12 protein-coding genes are annotated in these 13,086 nt (G+C 65.3%); 5 read left to right on the forward strand and 7 right to left on the reverse strand.

Features of this window, described 5'->3' with window-relative positions; all coding sequences use genetic code 11:
* Window positions 1-2: 2 nt before the first annotated feature.
* Together R3F72_RS05440 and R3F72_RS05445 are read right to left on the reverse strand one after the other, a co-directional pair.
* Window positions 3-989, reverse strand: a complete 987-nt coding sequence (locus R3F72_RS05440; RefSeq protein ID WP_332779104.1) for an FAD binding domain-containing protein — start codon at window positions 987-989, stop codon at window positions 3-5.
* A gap of 13 nt (window positions 990-1,002) precedes the next feature.
* Window positions 1,003-1,536 carry a (2Fe-2S)-binding protein gene (locus tag R3F72_RS05445; protein WP_332779105.1) on the reverse strand — a complete coding sequence of 178 codons (534 nt, stop codon included), beginning with the start codon at window positions 1,534-1,536 and terminating at the stop codon, window positions 1,003-1,005.
* A 495-nt stretch (window positions 1,537-2,031) separates the two neighbouring features.
* Here R3F72_RS05445 and R3F72_RS05450 point away from each other — a divergent pair, with 495 nt between their 5' ends.
* Window positions 2,032-2,532: a DUF302 domain-containing protein gene (locus R3F72_RS05450; RefSeq protein ID WP_332779106.1), complete on the forward strand. Its 501-nt coding sequence runs from the start codon at window positions 2,032-2,034 to the stop codon at window positions 2,530-2,532.
* Between the two features lie 143 nt (window positions 2,533-2,675).
* Here R3F72_RS05450 and R3F72_RS05455 read toward each other — a convergent pair whose 3' ends face one another.
* The 4 genes from R3F72_RS05455 to R3F72_RS05470 all read right to left on the reverse strand — a co-directional run bounded on the left by R3F72_RS05455 (window position 2,676) and on the right by R3F72_RS05470 (window position 7,944).
* Window positions 2,676-4,901: a xanthine dehydrogenase family protein molybdopterin-binding subunit gene (locus R3F72_RS05455; RefSeq protein ID WP_332779107.1), complete on the reverse strand. Its 2,226-nt coding sequence runs from the start codon at window positions 4,899-4,901 to the stop codon at window positions 2,676-2,678.
* A 22-nt stretch (window positions 4,902-4,923) separates the two neighbouring features.
* A complete protein-coding gene (locus R3F72_RS05460) occupies window positions 4,924-5,940 on the reverse strand; it encodes an FAD binding domain-containing protein (protein WP_332779108.1) in 1,017 nt (338 codons plus the stop codon).
* Between the two features lie 156 nt (window positions 5,941-6,096).
* Entirely contained in the window at window positions 6,097-6,774 is a 678-nt protein-coding gene (locus tag R3F72_RS05465) for a (2Fe-2S)-binding protein (protein ID WP_087719154.1), read from the reverse strand.
* A gap of 264 nt (window positions 6,775-7,038) precedes the next feature.
* Window positions 7,039-7,944 carry a LysR family transcriptional regulator gene (locus R3F72_RS05470; RefSeq protein WP_303855604.1) on the reverse strand — a complete coding sequence of 302 codons (906 nt, stop codon included), beginning with the start codon at window positions 7,942-7,944 and terminating at the stop codon, window positions 7,039-7,041.
* Window positions 7,945-8,167: 223 nt separating this feature from the next.
* Between R3F72_RS05470 and R3F72_RS05475 the strand changes: the two genes are divergently transcribed.
* The 4 genes from R3F72_RS05475 to R3F72_RS05490 all read left to right on the forward strand — a co-directional run bounded on the left by R3F72_RS05475 (window position 8,168) and on the right by R3F72_RS05490 (window position 12,767).
* Window positions 8,168-9,568 carry a uracil-xanthine permease family protein gene (locus R3F72_RS05475; protein ID WP_303855602.1) on the forward strand — a complete coding sequence of 467 codons (1,401 nt, stop codon included), beginning with the start codon at window positions 8,168-8,170 and terminating at the stop codon, window positions 9,566-9,568.
* 12 nt (window positions 9,569-9,580) lie between these two features.
* The gene (locus R3F72_RS05480; protein ID WP_332779109.1) at window positions 9,581-11,002 is read left to right on the forward strand and encodes an amidohydrolase family protein; all 1,422 of its coding nucleotides are present in this window, start codon (window positions 9,581-9,583) and stop codon (window positions 11,000-11,002) included.
* Between the two features lie 2 nt (window positions 11,003-11,004).
* Window positions 11,005-11,718: a sulfite exporter TauE/SafE family protein gene (locus tag R3F72_RS05485; protein WP_332779110.1), complete on the forward strand. Its 714-nt coding sequence runs from the start codon at window positions 11,005-11,007 to the stop codon at window positions 11,716-11,718.
* 227 nt (window positions 11,719-11,945) lie between these two features.
* On the forward strand, window positions 11,946-12,767 hold the full coding sequence (locus R3F72_RS05490; protein ID WP_256961223.1) for a MipA/OmpV family protein: 822 nt from the start codon (window positions 11,946-11,948) through the stop codon (window positions 12,765-12,767).
* A gap of 28 nt (window positions 12,768-12,795) precedes the next feature.
* On the opposite strand, the gene R3F72_RS05495 is transcribed toward R3F72_RS05490, so the two are convergent.
* A partial coding sequence (locus tag R3F72_RS05495) for an IS66 family transposase (RefSeq protein ID WP_332778557.1) occupies window positions 12,796-13,086 on the reverse strand: 291 nt, incomplete at its 5' end.

Here is a 13,086-nt window from a genome sequence, read left to right on the forward strand (position 1 = left end):
CCTTAGCTCTGTGCGGTCACCGTCGCGAGAGCGCGGACGATCGCCTGCTTCGCCAGTGGAATCTTGAACGCGTTGTCGCGATGCGCCACGGCGCCGGCCATGGCCGCCTCGGCCGCTTTCTGGAACGTTTCCTCCGTCGCGGGCTGGCCGCTGAGCGCCGCTTCCGCCTCATGAGAGCGCCACGGTTTGGTGCCGACACCGCCCAGCGCGATGCGCGCTTCACGGATGGCATCGCCGTCCATGGCCACCACGGCGGCACAGGAAGCCAGCGCGAACTCGTAGGACATCCGGTCGCGCAGTTTGAGATAGTGGCCCCTGGCGCCGTCGATCGGGGCGTCGAGGGTAACGTGGGTAATCAGCTCGCCATCGTTCAGATCGTGCTCGCGCTCCGGCGTATCGCCCGGCAGCAGGTGGTAATCCTCAAAGGGAATGTCACGAGTGCCGCCCGGCCCCTCGACGGTCAGGGTCGCGCCCAATGCCTGCATGCCCACGCACATGTCGGAGGGGTGGACGGCAATGCAGTGATCGCTCGTCCCCAGCACTGCATGGTTGCGGTTGATGCCTTCCAGCGCGCCACAGCCGGAGCCGGGTTCGCGCTTGTTGCACGGCCGCGCCGGGTTGCGGAAGTACGGGCAGCGGGTGCGCTGCATGACATTGCCCGCCGTGGTAGCCACGTTGCGCAGCTGGGTCGAGGCGCCGGACAGCAGCGCCTCGGACAGCACCGGATAGTCGGCGAGGACACGCTCGTGGTAGGCCAGGTCGGTATTGGTCACCAGCGCGCCGATCTTGAGCCGGCCGTCGTCGAGTGATTCGATGTCGGTCAGCGGCAGCCGGTTGACGTCGACCAGACGCTGCGGGCGCATGATGTCGAGCTTGACCATGTCGATCAGGTTGGTGCCACCGGCGATGAAATCGGCGCTGTGGTCGTTGCCATGCAGAGCGGTCGCCTCGGCGACATCCCCGGCGCGCTGATAGGAAAAATTGCGCATGCTGAACGCCTCCTCAGACCTTTTCACGCGCGGACTGGACCGCACTCAGAATGTTCTTGTAAGCGCCACAGCGGCAGATGTTGCCGCTCATCGCTTCCTTGACCGAGGCATCATCGCTGCCGATGCGCTCGTCATTGAGCATCGACACGGTCGACATCATCTGCCCCGCGGTGCAGTAGCCGCACTGGTAGGCGTCGTGTTCGAGGAGGGCTTCCTGCACCGGATGGAGCTGGCCGTCGCGGGCGAGCCCTTCGACGGTGGTGATCTCGCTGCCTTCATGCATGACCGCGAGTGTCAGGCAGGAGTTGGCCGAGTGGCCGTCGATCAGCACGGTGCAGGCGCCGCACTGGCCGTGATCGCAGCCCTTCTTGGTGCCGGTCAGGTCGAGGCGTTCGCGCAGGGCGTCGAGCAGCACCACGTTGGGCTCGACCTCCAGGGTGACGGGCTCGCCATTGATCGTCAGGCTGACCGTCACGGTATTGCTGGATCGCGAAGCGTCGCTGGGTTGCAAAGCGTCATCGGGGGAATGCACGGAATCGTCCATCATGCCGGCTCCTCATCGGGGGTCGAAGACCGCGGCGCCTCAGCGCGTCACTGCGCTGCGCCACGGTTCGTTGTCTTGAACAGTCACCTCGAGCGGAAGACTCGAGTTGATCGGGGCCACGGGTTCGAATCCTGCTGGAACGGCTCGAGCCAGGCCGGAACACCGCAGACGAATACCGAGCGCGTTTCGGTCGGCGAACAGGCCTTTCGTCACGGGATATCAGGCGGCGTGATGCTGTCAGGACATCGAGGCCGCCTTGCCAACACAGCATAGACACCACATCCCGATCCCGCTCGACGCCCGGCCAAGAAATTTTCGGGCTGCGCCGACGTGATCGCATCGACGATAATGTCCCGCGTAAACTGGCCCGCAAGATCGCTCTGACCAAGGTCATGCTGCCGACGACGCCGCTCTGATCAGCGATCAGAGCACGTCGCACCATCGATCCACGGCCCTGCGCCAGCCGCTCACTGACTGAATAGATTTTGGGAGAACTGCATGATCCGCTCCGTCGTTCCACGCACGGCAAAGCTACGACGCACCCTGGCGACCACGCTGGCCGCCCTGGCCATCAGCACCCCTGCCCTGGCACAAGAGCCGGCCACCGAGGTGCCGGGACTCATCGTCGCCAGGAGCGACGCAAGCGTTCACGACACGGCCACGCGATTCGCCGAGCAGGCCCGCACCAGCGGCATGACCGTGTTCGCCCGTGTCGACCATCGCCAGAGCGCGATGTCCCGCAGCATGGCGTTGCTGCCCAACGAAGTGATCATTTTCGGTGACCCCAAGACCGCCACGCCGCTGATGCAGTGCGCGCCCACCGCCGGCATCGACCTGCCGATGAAGGCGCTGGTCTGGCAGGACGACGAAGGCCAGACCTGGCTCGGCTACAACGACCCGGCGTGGATCGCCGAACGTCACGGCGCCGCCGACTGCCCCGCCATCGGACCGCTGCAACAGGCGATGCAGAAGCTCGTCGAAGCGACGTTGCAGCAGTAGTAGTATCAAACCCGTAAAAGCGAGATCGAAAAAACCGCCGCCCTCCGGTTTGGCATTTCCGAAGGGCGGCGGCTTTCGCTGGGACACAGAACCCTCTCAAGCGTTCCGCGTCTTACTCACGTTACGCACTCTGCGTCTATCGACTATGCACTCCGTGCCTGGGGCACGTCGTCCATCAGCTTGTCGAGGGTGATCGGCAGTTCGCGGATGCGCTTGCCGGTGGCGTGATGGACCGCGTTGGCGACAGCCGCCGCGAGCCCGGTAACGCCGATCTCGCCGATGCCGCGGGCGCCGTACTCGTTGAATGCCAGATCCGGATAGTCGAGCAGGATCACGTCGATTTCCGGCTGGTCGGCATGCACCGGCACCACGTATTCGGCATAGTCGTTGTTGACCGGCCGGGCGTTGCGCTCGTCGTACTCGGTGGCCTCGAACAGTCCCATGCCGATGCCCATCACCACGGCGCCTTCGACCTGGTTGCGCGCGGTGGTTTCGTTGATCACCTTGCCGACGTCGATAGCGCTGACCACCCGCGCCACGCGCAGATGCGAGATACCCGGGTCCCAACGTACCTCGACGAAATGGGCGCCGAAGGAGCGATAGGAGTACTTCGAGTCGGCGGCCTCGGTATGTGCTTCCCCGTCGGCGCTGCCGTAACGCCCGGCCTCGAGGATCTCGGCGAAGCTCACCTGCCTGCCGTCGGCATTGCGCAGGCCGCCGTTCGCGACTTCCAGCTCTTCGCCGGACACCCCGGCAAAGGCGCCGTTGCTGCCGGTGGCGTAGCGTTTCATCTCGTCCAGCGCGTTGCGGGCCGCCCCGGCGATGGCCGGCAGCGTGGTCGCCGTCGCCCACGAGCCCCCGGAGACCGGACCGTCCGGATAGGAGGAGTCGCCCAGCTTGACGGTAATGCGATCGATCGGAATGCCGGTCACGTCGCTGACCGTCTGGGCGACGATGGTGTAGGTGCCGGTACCGATGTCCTGAGTGGCGCAGGAGGCGAACGCCGTGCCGTCGGCGCGAATCGAGACGCGCGCGTCGCAGGCCATCTTCAGCGCTTCCCAGTTGCACGCCGCCATGCCGTAGCCGACGATCTCGCGACCCTCGCGCATGCTGCCGATCTGCGGGTTGCGATCGGCCCAGCCGAAGCGTTCGGCAGCCTGGTTCGTCGCTTCGACGATATGGTTGCTCGAGAAATCCAGATCCTTGCTCTCGTCGCGTTCGGCGTAGTTGTCGAGCCGGAACTGAACCGGATCGACACCGGCAGCGTCGGCCATCTCGTCGATGGCGGATTCGAGCGCGAACAGCCCCGGCGCGGCGCCCGGCGCCCGCATCGAGGTCGGCGTGCCGCGATTCACCTGCGTGGTCTCGTGGCTCACCGTCAGATTGGGGCAGCTGTAGAGGCTCTTGGTCACGCTGCCGCAGGTCTCGACATACTGGTCGGTAAAGGACGTGGTGTTGATCGACTCATGCCGCAGCGAAACCAGCTTGCCGTTGTCGTCCGTCGCCAGCCGCAGGCGCTGGCGCGTTTCCGGCCGGTGGCCGGTGGTAGTGAACATCTGCTGGCGCGGCACGACGAGCTGTACCGGACGCCCCAGCTCGCGGGACGCCGCCGCAGTGGCGATGGCGTGCGGCCAGGTCCACAGCTTGCTGCCGAAGCCGGAGCCGATGTAGGGCGCATGCACGGTGATCCGCTCCGGCGGCATGGCGAAAATCTTGGAGAGCGCCCCTTTCGCCACGACCACGCCCTGAGAGGCGTCGAAGATCGTCAGATCGCCGTTGTCCCACCATGCCGTGGAGGCGTGCATCTCCATCGGGTTGTGAGTCTCCACCGGCGTCCGGTAGGTCACGTCGATGGTGGTCGCCGCGCTATCGAACGCCGATGCCGCATCGCCGCGCTCATGGTTGCCGCTGCCCGCCCGGGTACCGTTGGCCTCGAGACCCTGCTCGAGATTGGCCACGGCCTTGTCGGCCGAGTAGGTCACCTTGACCCGGCGCGCTGCCGCCCGCGCGTTCTCGAAAGTGTCCGCAACCACCAAGGCCACGAACTGCCCTTCGTAGTAGACACGTTCGTCTTCGAACGGCAGCCGGGTTTCCTCGACCTTGTTGCCCTGGGCCAGGCTCGACGGCGTATGGTAGAGCGTCGGGAAGTGGCCGTGGTGGAAGATGTCGATGACGCCCGGCATGTTGCGGGCTTCGTCGACACTCAGCTGTGAAACCTTGCCGCTGGCGACGGTGCTGAAGACGCCGTAGCCGTAGGCCAGGTTGGGCGGCAGGTTGTCGGCGGCATAGTTGGCGCGGCCGGAGAGCTTGTCCGGGCCGTCGATACGCGGCACGCCCGCGCCGATGATGCTTTGCTGTTTGTCGCTCATGGTCGATTCTCCTCGCGGGCGATCAGGCGGTGGTCAGGTCGGTCAAGTCGACCAAGTTGCGCACGATGGCCTGCTGGCCGAGCGGGATCTTGTAGCCGTTGTGGGCGTAGGCGATGGCGTTCTGGAAGGCCAGCCTGGCGGCATCGGCAAAGACGGCTTCGCTCGCGGCCTTGCCCTTGAGTGCCGCTTCCACTTCCGGCGCGCGCCACGGCTTGGTGCCGACGCCGCCCATCGCGACACGGGCCTCGCGGATGGTGTTGCCATCCATCCGCACGATCACCGCGCTGGAGGCGAGCGCGAACTGGTAGGACTGTCTATCGCGCAGCTTGAGGTAGCCCGAGCGGCTGCCCTCGAGGGGCGCATCGAGAACGACGTGGGTGATCAGCTCGCCCGGTTCCAGAGCGTGCTCCCGTGCCGGCGTGTCGCCAGGCAGCAGGTGGAAGTCGGCGAAGTCGATCTCACGGCTACCTTCCGGCCCCTGGACGACCACGGTGGCGCCGATCGCGATCATGGCGACGCACATGTCCGAGGGGTGCGTGGCGATACAGCTGTCACTGGTGCCGAGTACCGCATGAACGGTGCGATTGACGCCGCCGATGGCGGCACAGCCGCTGCCGGGTTCACGCTTGTTGCAGTCGGAAACGCCGTCGCGGAAATAGGGGCAGCGCACCCGCTGCATCACGTTGCCGCCAGTCGTCGCCTTGTTGCGCAACTGGGTCGAAGCGCCCGCCAGCAGTGCCTGGGATAGCACGGCATAGTTCTCGACCACGCGCTTGTCCCGCGCCAGTGCGGTATTGGTCACCATCGCGCCAATACGAAGGCGGCCATCGTCGAGACGCTCGATCTCGTCGAGGGCGACGCCGTTGATGTCGACCACCTTGTGCGGCTGCATGATATCCAGCTTGACCAAATCCAGCAGCGTAGTGCCTCCGGCCAGATAAGCGGCGCCGCCGGCCAGGGACGAGACGGCGCGGTCGCTGCCGTGGGCGGCGATAGCCTGTTGCGAGCTCTCGGCGCGGGCGTATTCGAAATGTCTCATGATGCTTTCTCCTCGGTTCTGATGCGAAAGCTAGGCGAGCGAGGTTCAGACAAGGCAAAAATCGGCGAAAAAGCGCAGTTTACGAGGTTGTAAATGAGCATTTTGAGACGATTTTTAACGCCGCATGAACGAGCGCAGCCAGTTTTCGCGCAGAACCTAAACTGAGCCGCGGGCGGACTGAATGGCCGCAACGATGTTCTTGTAGGCGCCGCAGCGGCAGATGTTGCCGCTCATCGCCTCGCGCACGTCGGCATCGCTGGTGCCGATGTCATCATCCTGCAGGATCGCCACGGCACTCATCATCTGCCCGGCCGTGCAGTAGCCGCACTGATAGGCATCGTGTTCGAGAAACGCCTGCTGAACCGGATGCTGCCGGCCGTTCTTCTCGAGCCCTTCGACGGTCGTGATCTCGTCGCCGTCGTGAGTGACCGCGAGGCTCAGACACGAGTTGATCGCGGTGCCGTTGACCAGGATCGTGCAGGCGCCGCATTGGCCGTGGTCGCAGCCCTTCTTGGTCCCGGTGAGCCCGAGGCCGTGACGCAGCGCGTCGAGCAGGATCACGTTGGGTGCCACGTCCAGCTGCTGGCGCTGACCGTTGACGGTCAGCGTGATGCGCTGTTTACCCTTCGCGGGCGGCGCGTCGGTCTGCGTGCCGGGCTCGTCCGGCGAACCGGCGTAGCTCACCTGGGAAAGCGCCGGTGCTGCTGCCACTGCCAGGCCGGAAATGCCCGCGGTCTGCAGGAAACGGCGGCGACCGGGGGAGCTTGGCTGGACCGAGCTGCTCTCGGGATCGTAGATGTCTACGCCCGCACTCGAACGCGGGTTGTCGTCCATGGAATCATCCTCATCAGTTTCCGCCCATCGTTATCATGCCTGTCGTTATCATCGTTGCTATCGGCATGTCGGGCTCGCCTCGGCGCAGTCGAGGCGGCGAAGCGGCCAGCGAGAGCTCGCCAGCCAGGAAGTCAGCTAACCCCCGCCGTGTCAGGCGGCGGAGGCTTATTCAACTTAGGAGAGCCCCCGGGGCGATGCAAAGCCTGGCGGTGGATTCAGGAGTATCCCGCGGCGATCGCGGAGGATTGGGCATGAGATCGGCGCTCAGCTTTCGTCCACGGCCGCCAGTGCCACCCGCAAGTGTTCCAGCAGCACCTCCCCCGCCGGCGGCAGGCTGCGATCGGCAGCGACACAGAGCGCCAACTGAGCGTGCAGCCGTCTGTCGCTCAGCGAGCGGAAGACCAGCTCGCCCTGAGCCAGTTCGCGCGCGACATCCAGCCGGTTGAGAAAGGCGATGCCGAGCCCGGCCCGCACCAACGACTTGATCGTCAGAATGCGATTGCAGGAGGCCACCGGCACCAGAGCGTAGGGCGAGTTGGCCAGCAGCTTTTCCAGCGTCGACCCGCGGAACATCTCTCCGCTCGGCGCGACCAGCCGATGGGCGCGGCAGTCGCGCAACTTGACCGTCGCCTGCTCGGCCAGCGGATGCGATGGCGCGACGACGACGCCGAATTCGAGATTCACGCGCTGGACGAAGCGAACCTTGCGGGTCGGCGGCGGGTTGATGCAGATCCCGATGTCGGCATCGCCGATCTGCACCTGCTCCAGAATCGACTCGGTCATGCCGGTCTCGAGCACCAGCCGCAGAGCGCGAAAGCGCTGGCTGAAGGATTCCAGCAGCGTCGGAAGCAGCTGGTCGGTGAGCGACTCCACCGTCGCCAGGCGAATCTCGGCGGTTCCGGCGCCCCGGATATTGCCCAGGGTTTCCAGCAGGTGGCGTTCGTCGCGCTGCCATTGGCGAATCTGATAGAGCATCAACTCCCCGGCGGCGGACAGGCGCAGCCCCCGCGGCAACCGTTCGAACAGCGGCACGCCCAGTTCGGCCTCCAGCTTGAGAATCTGGCGATTCACGGCGGAAGCCGCCACGTGCAGCCGCTCGGCAGCCTTGCGCAGGGAACCCTGCCGGGCCACCTCTTCGAAATAGCGGAGCGATGTCTGTAGCAGCTGCATAGGAATGTTCACCGTCGTCCAAATGGCTACTGTTGCCGAAAAAAGAACGATATGCACGAAAATCGATGATGGAATCGTACAGCCAAATCTCGTTAGCTTACGAGCACCGCAAAGGCCCTCACTGAAGCAAAGCCGGCCAATACCGGGTGCAAGCCGAGTCGTTCCAGACGGCGAACGAGCGCGCAAGCGGCACCCCACTGCCAATAACAATCGGAAGCCCGTCATGAATGCCAAGACCGACAGCGATTCCAGTATCGACAGCGACGCCACGTTCGACGACGCCGGGCGCGGCGGCGATTCCCGGTCCCGGGCGGCCGGCGTGGACCCCGTCGACGAACGCCTTTCGCCGGGCGCCCTGCTGCTTTATGGCCTTCAGCATCTGCTGGTCATGGCAGCGGCGCCGATCACCGCCGTGTTTCTGATCAGCCAGGCGCTGGATTTCTCGACCGAAACCGCCACGGCCCTGATGAGCGCGACCTTCCTCGCCTGCGGTGTCGGCACTCTGCTGCAAACCTTCGGCCCGTTGGGTATCGGTGCCCGGCTGCCCTTCGTCCAGGTACCGGGCGGCGCGCCGATCGTGATCTTTCTCACCATCGCCCAGACCACCGATATCCAGACGGCAGTCGGCGCGGTGATCCTGACCGCCCTCTGCTATTTTCTCGTCCTGCCTTTCTTCACCCGGCTGCTGCGCTTCTTCCCGCCGATCGTCATCGGCACCATGCTGCTGCTGGTCGCGGTCAATCTGATCCGGATTTTCGGCGGCCTGATCATCGGCAAGCCGGGAAGCGAAGGGTACGCCGCGCCGCTGCAGATCCTGCTGGCACTGGTCACGATGGGCAGCATCGTGCTGTTCGCCCGCCTGCTCTCCGGTGCCTGGCAGCGTATCGCGGTCATGCTGGGGCTGGTCGTGGGCGTGCTCGTCGCGGCGGTCGCCGGCGAGATGCACTTCACGCCGATCATGGAGGGGCCGCTGATCGCCCTGCCGACGCTGTTTCCCTTCGGCATGCCGCATTTCGATCTGTTCGCCTCGCTGCCGCTGATCATCTTCAGCGTGATCGCCATGACCGAAGCCACGGGGCAGACCCTGGCCACCGCCGATATCGTCGGCAAGCGCGGCGATGCCCGGCTGCTGGTGCCGCGCAATATCCGTGCCGATGCGGTGGGCTCGTTGCTGGGCGGCTGTCTGGGCACGTCGCTGATCATCACCAGCGGGGAGAACATCGGCATCGTCAGGACGACCGGCGTCCGCTCACGCTATGTCACCGCCGTAACCGGCACGCTGCTGATACTGCTGGCGCTGTTTGCCCCGCTGGGGCGGCTGGCGGCGACCCTGCCCAATGCCGTCGTGGCCGGCACCGCCGTCATCGTGTTCGCCGTGATCGGCGTCATGGGCGTCAACCTGCTGCGCCGGGTCGACTTCGATCGCCAGGGCAATCTCTTCACCCTGGCGGCAGGGCTCGCGATGGGCCTGCTGCCGATCCTGGTGCCCGACTTCTACAGTGCCTTTCCCGCTTCGCTCCAGATCGTGCTGGGCAACGGCCTGGCGATGGGCACCGTGACGGCCGTTCTGGTGAATCTGCTCTTTCACCACACCGGAGCCATCGAGCCATCTCGTGAGCGCTGAATGGAAACCTTCATGACCCAATACGCAGACCACGCCCTTTCGTCTTCAACCCTTTCACCCTCAGCCCTGGCCGCCGATACGCTGCTGCTGCTCCCCGAGAAACTGCTCATGGCTGGCGAAGTCTCGAGCGACAAAGGCGTGCTCGTCGTCGACGGTCGTTTCGCCGAGATCGACCAGGCCGCCGCCCTGGTATCCCGCCATCCGACGCTGGAAGCGATTCCCCTGCCGGGCAAGCTCCTGATGCCGGGGTTCATCGACACGCATCACCACCTGACCCAGTCGCTGGGCAAGTCGCTGGTGTTCGGCGAGCCCTCGGAGATCTTCAAGCGCGTCTGGGTGCCGCTGGAAGGCAGCCTGGACGAACGCGCGCTTCACCTCTCCGCCAAACTGGCGGCATTGGAGGCGTTGCGCGGCGGATTCACCACCGCCGTCGATGCCGGAACGCGGGCCACGGTGGCGCTGGACGGCATTGCCACCGCGGCTCAACAGACCGGACTTCGCTGTGTCCTCGGCGCAATCTGCAACGATCGCGGGCAGGAATCCGAAGCTGCCGCGATTCTGCATCGGGCCGAACGCCATCTGGCGCGCTGGGAACACGACCCGCTGATTACCCCGTCGCTGGCGATCTCGATTCCCGAAGCCGCCAGCGACACGATGCTGCACGACGCGGCCCAGCTGTGCCGGGAGAGCGGTCGCATTTTTCAGACCCACGTCAACGAACATCTGCAAGCCGTCGAGCGGTCGCTGGTCAGTCGCGGCGAGCGGCCCCTCGAGCATCTCGACGCAGTAGGCGCCCTGGGGCCGCAAACGCTGATCGCCCACGCCACCCTGGTCACGCCTTACGAACTCAACCGGCTGAAAGACACCGGCACGGCGGTCGCCTTCAACCCGGTCGCCAGCAGCTGGAAAGGTAACGCCGTGGCGCCGGCACTGCAGATGGCCGCCCTCGGCATCCGCTTTGGCCTGGGCACGGACGGCACGCGCAGCGATGCCTTCCGGCTCATGGATGCCGCCGAGACCAGCCAGCGGCTGACCGGCGGTATCGCCCACGGCGACAGCTCCTGCGGCGGCGGCTGGCTCTGGCTCGATAGCGCGACCCACCGGGCCGCCGATGCCGTCGGCCTTGGCAACCTTATTGGCGATATCGCACCGGGCCTAGCGGCCGACTTCCTGCTGGTGGATCTCGAGGTGCCGGAACTGACCCCGTCCTGGGATCTGCCGTGGGAGCTGGTGCGCTACGGCAATCGCGATCAGATCGAGGCGGTATTCACGCAAGGGCGACTCAGGTTGTGGAAAGGATGGCCGGTCGACTGGGACGCCAAGGCCATGCTGCGGGAGATCGACGAGATCGCCGACGGTGCCGTTGCCCGCGCGCCGATCCAGCGCATTCATCCTGTCGCGAGCGAACACCGGTCCCGGTTCGGGCCTCGGTAACCATGAGCGATATCGCACTCTATCTGGTGCTGGCGCTGGCAACGGCGCTGGCGGCCTTCGTTCAGGGCGCCATCGGCATCGGATTCGCACTGCTCGTCGCCCCGATACTCGGCTTGAGCCACCCGGAGCTGATGCCCACCGCGCTGCTGATGCTGATGCTGCCGCTCAACCTGTTTGTCTCCCTGCGGGAACGGCGGTCGATCGACTGGCGCGGCGTCGGGTGGATCACGCTGGGGCGTCTGCCGGGCACGCTGGCGGGGCTCGGTGTCCTGCTCGTCATGAGCCGTGGCGGACTCAATCTCCTGATCGGTCTCTCGACCGTCGTCGCCGTGCTCGCCGCCTGGTGGGCGCCGGCTTTCTCGCCCCGACGCGGCAGCTGCATGACGGTGGGCACCATCACCGGCGTGACCGAGACTGCCACCGGCGTGGGCGGCCCACCGCTGGCACTGCTCTATCAGCACCGGCCGGGCCCGGAGTTGCGGGCCACCATCGCGGCCTGCTTTCTGCTCGGCGAACTCATCTCGCTTCTGAGCCTGGCGGTGGCCGGCCGGCTCGAAATGGTTCAGTGGCTATGGGCGCTGGCGCTGCTGCCGCCACTACTGCTCGGAAGCGTCACCAGCCGCCTGCTGCATCGGCGACTCGACGCCTCCCGGCTGAGACAGGGCGTGCTGCTTTTCGCACTGATTTCCGGCTTGGTACTGATGATCCCGTTTTGAGAGCAAGCGCCCGGGTGCGGGACTCTCTCCCCCGGCCGTCCCGGAGTGCGTAAACTGGCCTTTCCCTCGAGCCTGCCGTATGTTTTCCGCCACATACCGAGACCGTCCCAAGGAAGCATGACATGATCGATTCACGGAAGAAGCTCGCCTGGCAGCTGGCGCTCGCCGCGAGCAGCGTCGCCGTCAGCTCGGCTGCCCTCGCCGCCCAGCCCGAATGGGAAGGCACCGTGGGCGCCGGGGCGATCTACAGCCCGGACTATCTGGGCAGCGACGACTACGAATGGAACGCTTGGCCGTCACTGGATGCCACTTACGGCGACACGTTCTTCGTCAGCGTGACCGACGGCGTCGGCTGGAACGTGATCAAGCAGGATAACTGGCGGGTCGCGCCGTTCATCGGCTACACCTTCGGCCGCGACGATACCGGCGACATCGACGATCTGGATCAGGTCGACGGCGGCGCCACCGCCGGGCTGCGCGTCAGCTATCTCGATGACGCCTGGCGCTACAGCGCCGCCGCGGAGACACCCTTCAGCGGCGACATCGACGGCTATCGCGTCAGGTTCAAGGCAACTCACATCACCAAGCTCGGCGAGCGGGCGGTCTTTACCATCGGACCACGCTTCGGCTATACCAGCGCGGACTGGACCGATGACCTGTTCGGCGTCTCGAATCGCGAGAGCGCGCGCTCCGGCATTGACGCCTACGATCCGTCGAATGGCTATTTCACGGTCGGCGGCGAAGCTTCGCTCAGCTACTACCTCACGCGGCAGTGGTCGGTGACCGGCCTGGTCGGCGTCTCGCGCCTGACCGGCGATGCCGCGGACAGCTCGATCGTCGACGATATCGGCGATGCGACGCAGTGGCGGGCGGGGCTTTCATCAACTACCATTTTTAAGCTCTGTCTGAAAAATCGACGAGCGATGGCCAGACAAGGCAAAAATCGGCGAAAAAGCGGAGTTTACAGGGAAGTAAATGAGCCTTTTGAGCCGATTTTTAACGCAGTATGGGCGAGCGCAGGCATTTTTCAGACAAAGCGTAAGTCGTAGAGACATAAATTTTAGGTAACTATTCAGGTCACGCTGCCTGATCCAGGCCGTCCCGACGCATGAATTCGGGCACTTCACCGGCAAACAACTGTTCCAGTGCGGTGTGCGCTGCCAGGCCCTGCTTGACCGCCGTCGAGAGGAAGCTGCGCATCCGGCAGAAGATCTCGGCACCTTCCCAGGAGCGGAAACAGCCTGAAATCTTCTGCTGGACCTTGGTCATCCGCAGGTCACGCTCCCCTTGGTTATTGGTGAAGGGCGCGGCGGGGTCGTCGAGGAAACGCAGCACGTCGTCCTCGTACGCCTGGAGACGTTCGAGCAG

Source organism: Salinicola sp. 4072, from assembly GCF_036663415.1.
Classification (GTDB): domain Bacteria; phylum Pseudomonadota; class Gammaproteobacteria; order Pseudomonadales; family Halomonadaceae; genus Salinicola; species Salinicola salarius_A.